This is a genomic window from Bradyrhizobium sp., from assembly GCF_019244115.1.
In the GTDB taxonomy this organism is placed as follows: domain Bacteria; phylum Pseudomonadota; class Alphaproteobacteria; order Rhizobiales; family Xanthobacteraceae; genus Bradyrhizobium.
In genome coordinates this window covers 1-15,637 of sequence record NZ_JAFATE010000227.1, presented here as the reverse complement: position 1 = coordinate 15,637, position 15,637 = coordinate 1, and the positions used below count along the sequence as shown (strand labels likewise).

15 protein-coding genes are annotated in these 15,637 nt (G+C 64.1%); 10 read left to right on the top strand and 5 right to left on the bottom strand.

Annotated elements, in window-relative coordinates; genetic code table 11:
• Window positions 1–102: 102 nt before the first annotated feature.
• Window positions 103–1,353, bottom strand: a complete 1,251-nt coding sequence (locus JOZ76_RS10185) for a S1C family serine protease (RefSeq protein ID WP_291698527.1) — start codon at window positions 1,351–1,353, stop codon at window positions 103–105.
• 193 nt (window positions 1,354–1,546) lie between these two features.
• Between JOZ76_RS10185 and JOZ76_RS10180 the strand changes: the two genes are divergently transcribed.
• The 4 genes from JOZ76_RS10180 (at window position 1,547) to JOZ76_RS10165 (ending at window position 4,151) form a co-directional block, all read left to right on the top strand.
• The gene (locus JOZ76_RS10180; protein WP_291698500.1) at window positions 1,547–2,164 is read left to right on the top strand and encodes a hypothetical protein; all 618 of its coding nucleotides are present in this window, start codon (window positions 1,547–1,549) and stop codon (window positions 2,162–2,164) included.
• The gene (locus tag JOZ76_RS10175) at window positions 2,151–2,525 is read left to right on the top strand and encodes a winged helix-turn-helix domain-containing protein (protein WP_291698499.1); all 375 of its coding nucleotides are present in this window, start codon (window positions 2,151–2,153) and stop codon (window positions 2,523–2,525) included. The genes JOZ76_RS10180 and JOZ76_RS10175 overlap by 14 nt, the downstream gene beginning before the upstream one ends.
• Window positions 2,526–2,564: 39 nt before the next feature.
• Entirely contained in the window at window positions 2,565–3,323 is a 759-nt protein-coding gene (locus JOZ76_RS10170; protein WP_291698498.1) for a di-trans,poly-cis-decaprenylcistransferase, read from the top strand.
• Between the two features lie 297 nt (window positions 3,324–3,620).
• Window positions 3,621–4,151 (top strand): hypothetical protein, encoded by a 531-nt coding sequence (locus JOZ76_RS10165; RefSeq protein ID WP_291698497.1) that lies wholly within the window; start codon window positions 3,621–3,623, stop codon window positions 4,149–4,151.
• Window positions 4,152–4,173: 22 nt separating this feature from the next.
• On the opposite strand, the gene garD is transcribed toward JOZ76_RS10165, so the two are convergent.
• The gene (garD, locus tag JOZ76_RS10160) at window positions 4,174–5,739 is read right to left on the bottom strand and encodes a galactarate dehydratase (RefSeq protein WP_291698526.1); all 1,566 of its coding nucleotides are present in this window, start codon (window positions 5,737–5,739) and stop codon (window positions 4,174–4,176) included.
• A 316-nt stretch (window positions 5,740–6,055) separates the two neighbouring features.
• On the opposite strand from garD, the gene JOZ76_RS10155 reads away from it, so the two are divergent.
• Window positions 6,056–6,994, top strand: a complete 939-nt coding sequence (locus tag JOZ76_RS10155) for a MipA/OmpV family protein (RefSeq protein ID WP_291698496.1) — start codon at window positions 6,056–6,058, stop codon at window positions 6,992–6,994.
• Between the two features lie 17 nt (window positions 6,995–7,011).
• On the opposite strand, the gene JOZ76_RS10150 is transcribed toward JOZ76_RS10155, so the two are convergent.
• Both JOZ76_RS10150 and JOZ76_RS10145 read right to left on the bottom strand, forming a co-directional pair.
• Entirely contained in the window at window positions 7,012–7,950 is a 939-nt protein-coding gene (locus JOZ76_RS10150) for a metallophosphoesterase (protein WP_291698495.1), read from the bottom strand.
• A 316-nt stretch (window positions 7,951–8,266) separates the two neighbouring features.
• Window positions 8,267–10,177 (bottom strand): S9 family peptidase, encoded by a 1,911-nt coding sequence (locus JOZ76_RS10145; RefSeq protein WP_291698494.1) that lies wholly within the window; start codon window positions 10,175–10,177, stop codon window positions 8,267–8,269.
• Window positions 10,178–10,386: 209 nt separating this feature from the next.
• Between JOZ76_RS10145 and JOZ76_RS10140 the strand changes: the two genes are divergently transcribed.
• The 5 genes from JOZ76_RS10140 (at window position 10,387) to JOZ76_RS10120 (ending at window position 13,528) form a co-directional block, all read left to right on the top strand.
• Entirely contained in the window at window positions 10,387–10,776 is a 390-nt protein-coding gene (locus JOZ76_RS10140) for a TfoX/Sxy family protein (protein ID WP_291698493.1), read from the top strand.
• Window positions 10,777–10,885: 109 nt separating this feature from the next.
• Window positions 10,886–11,449 (top strand): TetR/AcrR family transcriptional regulator, encoded by a 564-nt coding sequence (locus JOZ76_RS10135; protein ID WP_291698492.1) that lies wholly within the window; start codon window positions 10,886–10,888, stop codon window positions 11,447–11,449.
• 39 nt (window positions 11,450–11,488) lie between these two features.
• Window positions 11,489–11,941, top strand: coding sequence for a nuclear transport factor 2 family protein (locus tag JOZ76_RS10130; protein WP_291698491.1), 453 nt, complete (start codon window positions 11,489–11,491; stop codon window positions 11,939–11,941).
• 377 nt (window positions 11,942–12,318) lie between these two features.
• A complete protein-coding gene (locus JOZ76_RS10125; RefSeq protein ID WP_291698490.1) occupies window positions 12,319–12,900 on the top strand; it encodes a DUF4865 family protein in 582 nt (193 codons plus the stop codon).
• Between the two features lie 214 nt (window positions 12,901–13,114).
• Window positions 13,115–13,528, top strand: a complete 414-nt coding sequence (locus JOZ76_RS10120; RefSeq protein WP_291698489.1) for a VOC family protein — start codon at window positions 13,115–13,117, stop codon at window positions 13,526–13,528.
• A gap of 148 nt (window positions 13,529–13,676) precedes the next feature.
• On the opposite strand, the gene JOZ76_RS10115 is transcribed toward JOZ76_RS10120, so the two are convergent.
• The gene (locus tag JOZ76_RS10115; protein ID WP_291698488.1) at window positions 13,677–15,374 is read right to left on the bottom strand and encodes a methyl-accepting chemotaxis protein; all 1,698 of its coding nucleotides are present in this window, start codon (window positions 15,372–15,374) and stop codon (window positions 13,677–13,679) included.
• Between the last annotated feature and the right edge of the window lie 263 nt (window positions 15,375–15,637).

Genomic DNA, 15,637 nt, shown 5'->3' with positions numbered 1-15,637 from the left:
CCGGGCCTGAGCTGGGAGCAGCACGGCCGCGCGATGGTACCGTTCGAAACAGTCATGGCCGGGCGTCGTCCCGGCCATTCACGTTTTTGGTGCGGGTGCGCGCTACCGCTTCGCGCTCTCGGCCTGTTCGGTCGCGGTGCAGGAAATCAGCATCGTGTAGGCCCGTGCGGCGCCGGCGATCTCCGGGGTCTTGAGGTCGCCTTTGCCGGCACCGGTCTCGTAGGGCACGACGCTGTTGTCCAAAAAGTCCCGGATCGCGCCGGTCTTGATCGCAAAATTGATGTTTTCAGGAATGTTGCCAGTGGCGCGGACGAACCGCATTGCATCGATCTTGGCGGCGACCATGCCCACGATCAGGCCATTGCTGTCGAGCAGCGGCCCGCCGCTGTTACCCGGCTGCACGGCGGCACTGATCTGCAGGAAACGGCTGTCGTTCAATATGCCGCTGAGGGAACTCACGATGCCGGTCGTCACGGTGAAGTCGGAGGTCAGCAGGCCGTGATAAGGAAACCCGATCGCAACCACCGAATCACCTGATCGAATCGTCCTGTCGCGAATCCTGGCAAAGTCCTTGAACGAGGCGGAGGCCGGCGCCTGCAGCAGCGCGAGATCGTTGGACTCGTCGCTCGAAACGGTGCGCAACGTCATCACGGGCTCGCCGGTCAGGTTGCCGCGAATGTCGCCGCTGCAGCCCGCGATGACATGCTGATTGGTCACGATGTGGCCGCTCGGACTGATCACGAACCCGGTGCCGGTCTTGCTCACCGCCTTGGACGATCTGCTTCCGCCCGGCGCATCGGCTGGCGACGCGGATTTTGCGGCGATCGCCTTTGGCACGGTGAAATCGCCGGCCTTTTCGATTCCGTCCACCTTGACTCGCGTTACGCAGTTAGCGATTGCGGCCAGCAATGGTCCGGTCGAGGTCAGGTTGAATTGATAGGGCGTGCCGCCGGCGACCGCCACCATCAGGCTCGCCTTCTGGAAGGTGCGCGCGACGTTCGGCGGAAGGATCGCGGACACCATGACGGAGGTGTTGGCGTTCGCGAACAGCCTGGCCTGGGACTGGCCGTCGAACATGACGTCGATCGGAAGCGCGTCGCCCTGCTTGAAGCTGAATCTCTGACTGGCGAAGCCGAGCAGCCAGGAGCCGGTCGTGGTCTGGCTGACGATCAGCGAGACTCCGCTCTCGTAATCGGAACCGGCGGCGCAATGTGAAAACGTGCCATTGGTGTCGTTGGTATAGGCGCCTCCCATCCAGTTGCCGACACGGATCATGCCGTAGGGACCGGCCGCGCCGGCGGCGGTCGTGATCGCAACCTGAACGACACACGCAACGAGAAACGCCCTGATCATGCGAGCCCCCCAGCAGCACACCCGGCTTATTCTACCGGAGGAGCGGCGGAGAAAGCAACCTTGAGTGGTTGCGGCCGGCCGCCAGCGGGTTCCGTGCCGAGCGCCGCGGTCTTGCGTCTTTCTCAGCAGGCGGGCTTGCCTTTGCTTTGTCATCCCGTATACTTTGCATTGCAAAGTCGGAGATTCGAAAACGATGCGCGATCTCGACAAGGCCTTGGCCGATATCATCGCAATCCGCAGCCAGTTGGCCGCCGGAACCGCATTCCGCGGCTATGGACCGGCGGCAATGGCGGCGACCGGCGGCGTCGCGCTGCTGACCGCCGTACTGCAATATTTCTGGCTTGACGATCCCTCCGGCCATCCCCTGACCTTCTTCTGCGGCTGGGCGGCCGCGGCGCTGCTCTCGGCCCTGATGATCTGGGTCGAGATGCAGGCCCGCTCGCGCCGGCACCATTCCGGTCTCGCCGACGCCATGATCCACCAGGCGGTGGAGCAGTCCTTGCCGGCGGGCATCGCCGGAATCCTGCTTGCCGTAATGCTCGGCAAGTTCGCGCCGGAAACATTGTGGATCCTGCCCGGTCTCTGGCAGATCCTGGTGTCGCTCGGCGTGTTCGCATCAGTGCGTTCGCTGCCGCGCACGATCGCGCTCGGGGGCGCGTTCTACTTCCTGTCCGGGTTCTCGGTGCTCATTCTGGCAAGTCATAGTCACGCGCTGTCACCCTGGACCATGGGCCTGCCATTCGCGTTCGGCCAGTCGCTGATGGCCACGATCCTGTATTTTGCGTCCGGAGATGACGATGCCGAAACCTGACAGCGCGCCGTTCTCTTATGACGGCCTCGACCGCGTGATTCACGAGAAGGCGCGGCTCGGCCTTTTGACCTCGTTGATGGCGCATCCCAAGGGACTGGCCTTCGCCGACCTCAAGCAGTTGTGCGGACTGACCGACGGCAATCTCAGCCGCCATCTGCAGGTGCTGCAGGAGGCCGGTCTGGTCGAAGTCACGAAGGGGTACGAGGGCAATCGTCCACACACCACCTGCCGCCTCACCAAGGCGGGACGTCGCCGCTTCCTGGACTATCTCGCCGTCCTCGAGCGGCTGGTCCGCGATGCGGCGAAGGCGGCCGGCAAGGAGGCTTCGACCCTGTCGCGCCTCGGCATCCTGCCGACCTGAACCGAACCACCCTTCATTGTTTTGCGCTGGAGCTTTGCGATGCAAAGTAGTCTCTCTCCCAAACCATCCGCCGGCCAAAAGGATCAGCTGCCCGATAAGCTGCATGTCGGCATCATCATGGATGGCAACGGGCGATGGGCCACCCGGCGTGGGCTCTCGCGCGTGCGCGGGCACGAAGCCGGCGTCGAGGCGATCCGTCGCATCGTCGAGGCGGCGCCGAAGCAGGGCGTCGGCACGCTGACGCTCTATGCCTTCTCGGTCGACAATTGGCGGCGGCCCAGGGCCGAGGTCGCCGCGCTGATGGCGCTGCTGCGCTTCTATCTCGCGAGCGAGGTCGAGGCCCTGGTCCGCAACGGCGTCCGCCTGACCGTGATCGGGCGCCGCGACCGCCTGCCGGAAGGCATCGCGGCCGCGATCGGCAGGGCGGAAGCCTCGACCGCGCAGGGCGCGGCGCTGCATTTGCGAATCGCGGTGGACTATTCGGCGCGCGATGCGATCCTGAGCGCTGCGGCCCGCGCGCACACGTTGGGCGAACTCACACGCGAAAATTTTTCCGATCTCGTCACCGGCGAGGTCGGCCTGCGCGACGTCGACCTGATCATCCGCACCTCGGGCGAGAAGCGCCTCTCGGACTTCCTGTTGTGGGAAGGGGCCTATGCCGAGCTGCATTTCACCGATCGGATGTGGCCCGAATTCGATGCCGACGATCTTGCGGACGCGCTCTCCTCGTTCTCGCGTCGCGAGCGCCGCTTCGGGGGCCTGCAGCCGCTGCCGCTGGAGCCGGTTGAGAGCGTGTGACGCCGGAGATCGCAGGCGTGAACTCCGGCACTGCCGCGGAGACAGACACAACCCATGGTCGCGGTTGTGAAATAGGAGGCTGAAACCAAGGGTTCACGCACAATCGTGGACTTTTCTGCGTTGTGGTTCAGGCGGGGATAGACTTGATTCTGAGCGACTGTTACAAGGCGTCGCTTGCACCGGCCCGATGGGTCTGTGCGCTGTTCGATCCGCCACGCGCGCTTGGCGTGTCGCCCGTTTCGATAGTGGTATGATTTTCCGGCGCGCACTTGAACGGTCCCGATGCCGAGAGTCGACATGACCGGGAGTCGCGACACTTTCTCCTTCCGCGTGGTCATCTACGCTGCGTGCTTTTTCGTTGCCTACAAGCTGCTTTTCCAGCTGAGCTATGTCGAGCACCTTTCCAAGCTCTGGCTCCTGGCAGGCGCGCTGGTCGCCTTTCACGCCATCGCCTGGCTCTGGTGCGTCGGCGCCTGCGTGTTCACGCGCGGACCTCGGCGGCTGGCGAGCCTGGTCTGCGCGGCTGTTCTCGTGGCCCTCCTGCAGTGGTTTTCCCCAGATGGCATGAGGATCCACTTCTGGTTGCATAGAGACGAATATGTTGCGCGGGTCGCCGCCATGTCTCCGTCCCGCGAAGGGCGGGTTTCGATGGTCCTATTCTCCTATGGCGACGACGTGCCCGCGACGCCCAGCGGCGCATCCTGCGCGACCGAAATCGTCTATGACGACAGCAAGAACATCAGCCTGATCTCCCGCTCGGCGCGCGGCCGGGCCACGGTGGAAAAAATCGACGACGATTTTTATTTCCGCTACCTGCCCTGCGAGTGAGACGCGCTCCCCTCCCGACAGCTCACGTAATCGGCGCCGGATTGAACAGCGCGAGCGAGTTGTGCAGCCGCCACTTCTCGGTCCAGGTCTGCCGTCCGCTCGCCACCTCCAGCATGGTGCGGAACAGCTGCCAGCCGGTCTCCTCGATGGTCGCCTCGCCGGAGGCGATGCCGCCGGTGTCGACGTCCATCAGATCGTGCCAGCGCCGCGCCAGCTCGCTGCGGGTCGCGACCTTGATCACCGGCACGGCCGCCAGCCCATACGGCGTGCCGCGTCCGGTCGTGAACACGTGCAGCGTCATGCCCGCGGCGAGCTGCAGCGTGCCGCAGACGAAATCGCTGGCCGGCGTCGCCGCATATAACAGCCCCTTGGTTTTCGCGCGTTCGCCGGGACGCACGACGCCGGAAATCGGCGCGCTGCCGGATTTCACGATCGAGCCCATCGCCTTCTCGACGATGTTGGAAAGGCCGCCCTTCTTGTTGCCGGGCGTGGTGTTGGCGCTGCGATCGACCCGGCCGCGCTCGAGATAATTGTCGTACCAGCCGAGCTCGGCGATCAGTTCGCGCGCGACATCCTCATTGACTGCGCGCGCGGTGAGCTGCGCGATGCCGTCGCGCACCTCGGTATTTTCCGAGAACATGACGGTCGCGCCGGCGCGGACCAGAAGGTCGGCGGCAAAGCCGAGCCCCGGGTTAGCGGTCACGCCGGAAAATGCGTCGCTGCCGCCGCACTGCAAGCCGACGACGAGATCGGAGGCCGGGCAGGTCTGTCGGCGGCGCTTGTCAAGCCGCGCAAGATGCTGTTCGGCAGTCTGCATGATCGAGCTGATCATGGCCTCGAAGCCGACATGCGAATTGTCCTGCAGGGTCACGAGATCATAGTCGCGCGCGCCCATCGCAGCGCGCGACGGATAGGCACCCTTGGGCAGCAGGCGTTCGGGCTGCAGCTTTTCGCAGCCCAGACTCACCACCATGGTGGTGCCGCCGAAATTCGGATTGAGGCTGATGTTGCGCAAGGTGCGGATCGGAATCTCGGCACCCGGTGCATCGATCGCGACCCCGCAGCCATAGATATGTTCGAGCGCCACGACGTCGTCGACATTGCCATAGCGCGGCAAGAGCTCGGTGCGGATCCGCTTGACCGCATGCTCCACCACGCCGGAGACGCATTGCACGGTCGTGGTGATCGCCAGCAGATTGCGCGTGCCGACCGAGCCGTCGTCATTGCGAAAGCCTTCGAACGTGTAGCCGTCGAGCGCACCGCCGAGCGGGGACTTTCGCGTCGCCAGCGGCAGGCCATCGAGCGAGGGCGGCGCCGGCATGTCGAGGCGCTGTTCATTGACCCATGCGCCCGCGGGCAGATCTTCGGCGGCGTAGCCGATGACAACGTCATAGCGGCGGACCGGCGTGCCTTTGGGCAGGTCGACGAGCGCCACCTTGTGCCCCTGAGGAATACGCTCGCGAAGCGTCGGGCCGCCGGGCGCGGCCGCGCCCGCGGGCAGGCCAAAATCATTCGCGACAATCGCCACATTGTCATTCGCATTCATGCTGATCAGGCGGGGCGTCTCTTGAACCAAATCCTGGGCCATATCGACTTTCGCAGGTTGCTCGAGCTGCACGGCGTCCTCTTGATAGGTCAGTCCGACCGGTCTGGCCCATGGCAGGCCAGCCTTGAGCAACGAGATAGTCGGTTGCGCCTTTGCCTGCAACTTTCGAGATCGCGCGCCAAGGCGGGGCGGCCATGCCGACCGGCGGCGGCGCACCACGCGGCCTGACTTTCCTGACATGCATGTTAGGCGCATTTGCCCCACAGTGCGGCCAAAGATGCAGCGCCTTCGCGTGGCATCCGATGCGGCCGGAGAGATCAGGCGCCGCAGCCGGCGCCGTGTTTAGAGTAGGGGCGACATGGTGCGGGGCGTTGCGCGATCGTTTTATCGGATCGGCCGCCGTCCGTACCGCAGCGTTCTCAGCTTGATCTGGGCCCTGGCCTTCGTGCCGGCGGCCGCGATGGCGCAGGCCGCGAAGGTGCCACCGCCATCTGCGTCGTCTGCGTCCGCCTCCACGCTGCAGCCGGTGTTCACGCTGCCGCCGCCACCGTTCACCATCCCGGGCCTGCCGTCGATCGAAGGAGACTGGATCGTATCGGTCGGGGCCGGCGCCGAGTACAAGCCCGACTTCGAGGGCGCGAAGCGCTACATGGTGAGTCCGATTCCAGTGTTCTCGATCCGCCGCGCCAGCTCGCCGGAGCGTTTCCGCAGCCCGCTCGACAGCGCCAGCTTCACCCTGTTCGACTTTGGCGGCTTTCACGCAGGCCCGGTCGCAAAATTCGTCGCTGCCCGCAATGCCAACAATTTTGCCGAGCTTGCCGGGCTCGGCAATGTCCACGCCGCGCTCGAGCTCGGCGGCTTCGTCGAATATTTTCCGATCGACTGGTTTCGTACGCGCGTCGAGGTGCGGCAGGGATTTTTTGGCCATGGCGGCGTCACCGCGAATTTTTCCGCCGATGCCATCGTGCCGCTGGGGCAGGGCCTGACTTTCTCGGCCGGCCCGCGCTTCACGCTGGAATCGACGGGCGCCACCGCGCCCTATTTCAGCATCACTCCGCTGCAGGCGGCGCTCTCGGGACTGCCGGCCTTCAATGCCAGAGGCGGCGCGCATTCGGCCGGTGCCGGCGCGCAGCTTCGCTATCGCCTCAATCCGCAATGGGAGGTGCACTCCTATGTCGAATACCAGCGCCTGCTCGGCGATGCCGCGGCCAGCCCGCTGGTGCAGTTGCGCGGCTCGCCGAACCAGGTGACGGTCGGGCTCGGCGCATCCTATTCGTTCGACGTGCGGGTGAAATAGCGCAGCGCATTGCTCGATCACGCCCGCCGCAAACGATGCAGCGTGATCTCCGGCGGGCAATTGAAGCGCACCGGCACGACGCTGGATCCGGCGCCGACCGACGTGTAACCGGCCATCCTACCGTGCTGCCAGGCCCCGGCGCCCAGCCGCCGCGGCAGCGCTGAACTGAGTGTCAGGGGTATCGATCCCGGCAGGCAGATCTGGCCGCCATGGGTGTGTCCGCTGAGGAGCAGGTCGAAACCGGCATGCGCCGCCTGGCGATAGATTTCCGGCGTGTGCGACAGCAGGATCGCGAAGGCGCCTTCCGGAAGGCGCGCGGCCGCCTTTTCGATGTTGTCCACCCGAAAGTAGTGTGCATCGTCGATGCCGGCGAGATGGATGGCCTCATCATCGCGCCGGATCGTCTCGCACTCGTTCTGCAGCATCCGCAGTCCCATGGCTTCGAGGCCAGGCAGCATCCGGATGGTGTCATGATTGCCGAGCACGCCGTAGACCGGCTGCCTGAGACGGCCGGCGATCTCTGCCGTTTCCATCAGCGCCGCATCGTAAGCGCCGTAGGTGGCGCCGCGAAAATCCCCGGTCCAGACGCAGAGATCGTAACTCAGACCATCGACCAGTTCGACCAGGCGGCGCATCGCGCGCTGACTGATGTCGGCATGGGTGTCGCTGATCTGGAGGATGGTGAAGCCGTCGAACAGCGGTGGCAATTTTGCGCTCAGGACGTCGTTGGTCCGGACGACAATGTGCTCCGCGTTGCGGCAGCCGCGCCAATAAAGCCCGCTCAGCTTCAGGACGCCTCGGATCACGGAGTGGATCGAATACCAGTTCTCGATGTGAAAAAAGTTCAGTCCCTGGCCAAAGATCTGGGCTTCGTGGTCGATCTCGATGCCAAGGCGCTGCCGGGCCTGCAGGCGGCCGAGGCGCTGTTCCAGCTTGGAGAGGAGATCGTCGTCCATTGAAACCCCGGAGGTGCTTGGAGGGGGCTCTGGTCCTGTCGCGGGCGCGTGGAGTGCGATTGTTAGAGGCCTTGTGGTTCAATCGCAATTCAATATGGCGCCGCATTGGTCCCGCAGGATGGAATGCCGGTTGACTGTGTCATGCGGCGAACGAGGAACGTTCCCGCGGCGCGGTGCGCCCGAGTCTTGCGTCCGTCTCGCTCCCTCTGACATGAGGGCGCAGGGAAGGCCGGGTATCCACTGATACCCATGGCCCCCGTGCAATGAAAAAAGCACGGGGAAGGAACCACAGGTTCAGCCGGAACAGCGGCTTGCATCACGATGCAAGCGGAACTCGTGTCAGGTTCATCGAATAGAACAAGAGCTCTGCCTCGAGCGCCTGGCGAAGATGAGCCGACTGGCGAAATCCGTGCTTTTCGTCCTGGAATATCAGCAGGCAGGTCGGGATGTTACGACCTTGAAGCGCGCTGTACATCCTTTGAGCCTGATTGATCGGCACCACCGGATCGTCCTTGCCGTGGAGAAATATCACCGGAACGGACAATTTTTCGGTGAAATTGATCGGCGAGCGGTCGTGATAAAGTGCGCTGTCGGGCCGAAACGGCTCGATGAGCCAGTCGGTGTAGTGCAGCTCGAACTTGTGAGTCTCGGTGGCGAGCGCGACCAGATCGCTGATCCCGTAGTAGCTCGCACCGGCGGCAAATTCGGCATGAAAAGTGAGCCCGCACAACGTCGTGTAGCCGCCCGCGCTGCCACCCGTCACCGCCAATTTTCGCGGGTCGGCATCGCCGCGAGCGGCCAGGAATTTCGCGCCGGATATGCAATCCATCACGTCCATGACGCCCCACTGACCGTAGAGCCTTTCTCGATATTTCCGTCCGTACCCGGTGCTTCCGCGATAGTTCACGTCGAGCACACCGAATCCCCGACTGGTCCAGAATTGCACCGAAAGATTGAGCGACGAATCGGTCGCTGTCGTCGGCCCGCCATGGCTCTTCACGAGCAAGGGAGGCTTTTCCGAGGCCGGCGCCTGCCAGTCCGGATTGTGAGGAGGATAGTAGAAGCCATGGGCGATTTCGCCGTTGCTCGTCGGAAATTCGATGGGTTGCGGCGCCGAAAAGTAGTTCTGAATTCCCTGCAAGCGGTCCGATCCAACGAGAGGCCTGATCGGCGACACCGCTCCGCTGTTCACGTCGACGGTTGCGATGGCCGGCGGTGAGGTCGATGTCGCGCAGCGCACCACGACCGTCGTTGCCGACGCGCGGACACCCGACAGGGAGGAAAATTCGGTTCGATAGTCGTGAGCAGTTGATGTCGCTAGGTCCAGCCGGCCCAGGCGCCACGTCCCGTTTTGGACAAATGAGTAGATCAGAACGTCAGGTGACAGGAACGCGTAGGTCGAGAGACCGAGTTGCCATTGAGGCACACCGAATTCAGCGTCTCGCGCCAGGATGTGCTCCACGCCGGAGGCGTTCCAGCGATAGATGTTCCAGAAATTTGTGCGGTCGGAGATGAAGTAGAGTCGCCCATCCGGCGCCCATTGCGGTTGAAACACCGACTCGGAACCGCCTTGGGCGATCTGCCTGTCTGTCAGCGCGCCCGCCGGATCCAGACTTGCGACATTCAAACGGCTGGACGTCCACGGCATGTTTGGATGTTGCCAGCTCAGCCACGCAAGCTTTGACCCGTCCGGGCTGAGCGTCGGCGACGCGTAGAAGTCGCATCCGCTGTCGAGCGTAGCCTCGTAGCCCGTAGCAATGTCGATGGCGACCAGCTTATGGATTGCGTGAATGACGTCGCCGTCCGGACGCTCCTCCTTTATTGCGATCAGTCGATTTCGCGGGACGTCGACGCACATATCTGCAAACAGGCAATTCGCGCTCGACGTGATTCTTGTCGGAGTGTCGCCCACGACCTGTCGGTAGATTTGACCATCGCCGAAATTGACGAAATAGAGGACGCCGTTGCGGACTGCATAGCTGCCTCCGCCATAACTGTAGACCTGCGATCTCACGTTGAACGGGGCCGGCGTAACGTCGCTGATCGCGCCGTCGGCGGCCCTGGCGACGACGACGTTGCGGCCCTTCTCGAGTGGCCTTCCCTCGATCCAATAGACGTCGTCCCCGTCGATCCGCGGCTCGGCCAATGTTCCGGTTTCGGCCACGGCCGCATCGGCTGTGATGGGAGAGACCCATGATCCGAAACTGCCGATTTGCGGATCTACCATGCCGCTTCTCCGTCGCGGTTGCGCTCGAATGACGTTCGATTGTAGAGGCTAGGATCGGCGCCCACCAATCACGCTTCGCGGTAATCGAGCAGCAGCAGCGCGACGGCATCCTCATGTCGATGGTTCAGCCAGTATTGTGCTATCAAGTTATCGTTAGGCGGCCTGGCCGCGCGCGCCGCGTGCTTGCAGCAAGCGGCTGGGATTCGAGAATGGTCGCGAGTGACAGCTTTGCGGAATTTCTGGGCGAGCAGCTTGCAGCGCTCGGCCACATCAGCTTCCGGCGCATGTTCGGCAAGACCGGCGTGTTCTGCGACGGGTTGATGTTCGGCATGGTGACCGAGAACACGCTGTATTTCCGCGTCGACGACGACAATCGCGCCACGTTCAAGGAAGCCGAAGCCTATCCGCCGCTGAACTACAGCAAGCAGGGCGCGAGCATCGACCTGTCGTTCTGGCGCGCGCCGGAGCGGCTGTTTGACGAGCCTGACGAACTGATCGCCTGGGCGCGCGCCGCACTGGCCGCCGCGAGCCGGATCGCCGCGAAGCGCCAGCGTCCGGCGCCGAAGCGGAAGGCGAAATCCAAGTCTCCCGCCTCATAACTCCTATGTGAGCCGTCGCCCGGCAAATGCGCTCCTTGTCCGAACGAACGCTTGACGTCCGGACCTCGCGCTGATTAGGTAGACCGGTATATCTAGGGAGGGCGATGCGATGTCCGGACGACGATCGCCGCGCGACCGTCTGATCGATACGGCGGCGGATCTTTTCTACGACCGCGGGATGCCCAATGTCGGTATCAACGAGGTGACCGAGCGCGCCGGCGTCGCCCGTATGACGCTGTACAACAACTTCGACTCCAAGGAGGCGCTCGCGCTCGCGGCCTTCGAACAGCATTCGGAGACGCGGCGGACCTTGATCGAGCAGCACCTCGCGCGGGCGCAGACGCCGTCGGATGGCGTCAAGGCGATGTTCGACATTTCCGAGCAGTTCGCAGCCGAGCCCGGCTTTCGCGGCTGCCCCTTCATCAATGTCGTCGTGCAGGACCCGCAGCCCGAGGGGCCGATGCACGCGCTCGTGCGCGCGCACAAGGCCTGGATCAGGGCCAAATTCCGCGACATCGCCGCGCGGGCCGGGCACCGCAAGCCGGACACGACGGCTCAGCAACTGCTCGCCTTGCTTGATGGCGCGAGCATCGAGGCGTTCATCCAGGGCGGCGTCGAGCCCATTCGGGCCGGCAGGCAGGCCGCTGAGATTCTTCTGAGCGCGCGGCGATGACATCGCGGCCGCGCGCGTTTCTTCCAACCGGAGGCTTCGATGACCCAAGCGCTTCAAGCATCAGCATCGCTCGCTACCATCGCAGACGCAAAATCGACCGCGCCACCGCTCGAGCGCGAGTGCCTGTCCAGTCTGATCGACGCCACCCATCGGTATTTTGACCTGATGTATGATTGCGACGTGTCGCGCTTCGATCAGGTGTTTGCGCCGAGCGTCCAGCTGCACGGTTACCGCGACGGGCAAATGATGGTGTGGCCGGCCGAGACCTACAAGGAGATCCTCAGGAAGCGGCAATCGCCGCAATCCGTGAACGCGCCGCGGCTCAATGAAATCCTGACGATGGATTTTGTCTCAACGAGCATGGCCCTGACCAAGGTGCGCGTGCGGATCGTCACGATGGTGTTTCTGGACTATCTGACCTGGCATTCCATCGATGGACGATGGCTGATCACCTCGAAAGGGTTTCATGTCGAATCGAGCGATGGCGCCTGAGGAGTGTAGTCGTCGCCGGCCGCAAATCCGGTTCTGGCAATCAGCACCCAGCGCCGTCCCGCGCGCGCCGACGTCGCGTCGCTCTCGGCTGCTAAAGCATGATGAAATGCGGCTCGATCAAAGCCGTACGGAAGATGCGCCCCCTCTCCCCGCTTGCGGGGGAGAGGGTTGGGTGAGGGGGAGTCTCAAGGAACCGGCCCTGTGGAGACTCCCCCTGACCCGTCGCGCACTTAGCGATGCCAACGGCACCGCTCGTCGCGCGGCGACCTCTCCCCGCCAGCGGGGAGAGGTGAACAGCCGGACCGGCACACCGATTCGAGCAAACGTTATCATGCTTTGGTCGCCTCTCATTTCCTTGCTCAAGGAGCAGCCGTGACATGATCATTGTGCATTACGCCCATCGCCTGCCGGCTGACTACGATCTCGGCGCGCTGCGGCGATGGCTGAAAGAGCGCGGGACGGTCTGGGACGCGGTGCCCGCGCTCTATTTCAAGGCTTTTCTGCTGCGCGAAGCCGGCCGCTTCGGCGCCATCGCGAACAACTTCTCCTCGCTTTATCTCTGGCAGCAGGACAAGGCGTTCCGCGACTGGCTGGTGCGCGGCGGCTACAAGGTCGTCACGGATGTGGTCGGACGCGCTGGCATCGAGACGTACGTCGCGCTGGATGCGTTCCGGGGCAGGGGAAGCGACGCGTGCTTCCTTTATCGGGACGATATCGCCATCCCGCTCGATGCGGACCTGACAGCCGCCTTTGCAGAAGAGATCGAGCGGGCGCGCGACTGCGCGGCCCACGGGGACATCGTCGCGGCGGTGGTCGGTCTCGATCCGCAAAACTGGAAATTCGTGCGCGTCCTGTTGTCCGAGGACGAGCCCGGTGCGAGCGCGCGCGGCACAGCCCACCAGATCGCCCATCTGTCGTGTCCGCTGCTTGACACGCTGCCGCCGGGAGGACGAGGGTGATGGGGATGCGATGCAGGCCTGCGCAGCCGGTCCTGGACGGAATTGCCGCGGCCTGACCTGGACCGAAGTGGCGCGCCACGGCCGATGAAAATGCGCACTTTTGCTTGCCGTGGCACTATGAGGGGTAGCCCGCTCGGCGTTCCAGTCACAAAAGCTGCGACGTTCTGTGCATTCACGCTGCGCCTCGCGCGGACGCTATTTGAGAGCGAACGTTATGCTGGATCATGTCTCACTCGGTGTCACCGACATTTACAGCAGTCGGCGCTTTTACGACGCCGTATTGCGTCCACTCGGGCTCGTACGTATCGTTGATTTCGGCGAGAACCGCGGTTCCGATTACGGCGCTGCGCCAGGATCGCTCGGTGTCGAATTCACGATCACCTACGAAGCGGAGGTGAGGACGCCTATTCCTGGCGCCCATATCTGCTTTCGTGCTCCCGGCCGCGCCGCGGTCGACGCCTTTCACGCGGCGGCGCTCGCGCACGGGGGGTGCAACGACGGGCCGCCAGGGTTACGGGCGAATTACCACGCCGATTACTATGGCGCCTTCGTATTGGACCCCGAGGGCCATCGCATCGAGGCAGTCTGTCACGCGCCGACCAGCCCGGCCATCGTCGCGAGCGGCTAACGCACGCTTTCTGTATGCGATTGATCAAACTGGCCGAGAGCAGCACCTGGCGATTTCCGGGGAACTCCGGCGGCGCAGTCTTGGGAGATGGGTGGCGCGCCCGACACGATTCGAACGTGTGATTTGTGTTCGGAGCGCAAATCCAAACTTACGCGGCCCTGACACCCGCGAGGAACGTGTTCACTTCGCTCGCGAGTTGCTCGGCCTGCTTCGAGAGATTGGAAGCCGCCGTCAGCACCTGGCTCGCGGCAAGGCCAGTATCGTTCGCTGCGTTGGAGACGCCGCCGATATTGGCGGTGACGTCGCGCGTCGCTTCCGCCGTCTGAGTGACGTTGCGGGCGATCTCCGCAGTTGCCGCGCCTTGCTCCTCGATGGCAGTCCCGATGGCGGTGGCGATCACGCCGACCTCCTCGATCGTCGAGGTGATGCCGTCGATGGCGCCGACCGCCTCCTTGGTTGCACTCTGGATCTGGGCGATGCGGTCGCCGATCTCCTGGGTCGCCTGCGCGGTCTGGCCGGCCAGCGTCTTCACCTCGGCCGCGACGACGGCGAAGCCGCGCCCGGCCTCGCCGGCGCGCGCCGCCTCGATAGCGGCGTTGAGCGCGAGCAGATTGGTCTGCTGGGCGATGCGCGAGATCAGCTCGGCGACGTGCTCGATCTGCCGGGCGCCCTCGGCGAGCGCGCGCACGATGGTGTCGGTGCGCCGCGCACTCTCGACCGCCCGTCCGGTCACCTCGGCGGATTGTGCGACCTGGCGGCTGATCTCGGTGATCGAGCAAGAAAGTTCTTCCGCGGCGGTGGCGGCCGTCTGCACCCGCGAGCTCGCCTGGTTCACGGCCGTGCTTACCGCGCTGGCACGCTGCTTGGTGCTGCCAGCAGTGCCCGTCATCGACTTCGCGGTAGCTTCGAGCTCGCCGGCGCCTGCGGCCATCATCCCGACAAGCTGGCCGACCGAGGCATCGAAGCGGTCGGCGAGCATGATCAGGGCTTGGCGCTTTTCGGCTTCGCTGCGCTGCTTGCTGGCGGCCTGCTCCTGCTCGAGCATGCGTGCCGTGATCGCCGTCTTGCGCAGCACGTCGAGGCTCTCGGCCATGCGGCCGATCTCGTCGCGACGATCGGTCTCGGCGACCGGAGTCTCCAGCGCACCGCCGGCGATACCCTGCATGCGGTCCATCAGCCGATGCAGCCCGCCGACGACATCGCGCGAAACAAGCCACGACAGAAGACCAAGCAGCAGCATGAGACCGCCACCCAAGGTGCCGAGGCGCCAGAGCAGCGCGTCCACGTCGGAGTCGATATCGTCGACATAGAGGCCGAAGCTCATCGAGATGTTCCATGGCGCAAAGATGCGGCCGAAGACCAGCTTGCGGAGTGGTTCGGTCTGGCCGGGCCGCGGATAGAGGTAGGAGCTCGTGCCGCCCTCCGGGCTCTGCCGGCCCGCGCTGATCTGCGCCTCGGAGATCAGCACGCCATTGGCGTCCTTCATGCCGAGCACCTTGCCTTCCATCTTCTCGTCTGCACCGTTCATGAGCACAGAGGAATCGGCGATGTTGTGCGCGATCGGATAGGCTTGGCCGCTGTTGAATTTCATGTGGTGCCCGATGCGGCGAAATTCCGCCTTGGCTTGGTCGACGGTCATCTTCCCTGCGACGACCTCATCCTGAAGCATCTGCGCCTGGCCGTAGAGCAGGTCGACCGCCGTGTGGAGTTGTTCGATGCGGTCATTGACCATGCGGGCGCGGGTGAGGGAAGCCGCCACGGCGACGGTCGTGCAGACGGCCAGGGCGGCCAGGATCACCATGCTCGCGAATTTTGTGTGGATCTTAAGATTGCTGAGCAGGGTCATCTTCGCTCCCCAGAAGGCGTGGTCTTTCGATACCATTGCAGTTACTTAATAATAGTGAATCCCGGCCGCGTGACGGGCGCTCAGGCCTCTCGCGGCCCAGAGCGGCTTTCCACAGCCGGACACAGGCGCGCTGCGAGGGCGTGCTTTGCCTTCCCCTCGTCTCGCCTTACGCTGCGACTTGTGATTCCTTTGGGCGCTTGCTCCGCCGTCAGGCGCTGCGCAGCCATGGTGTAGCATGCCGCACGGATCGTCGGCCCAGATGA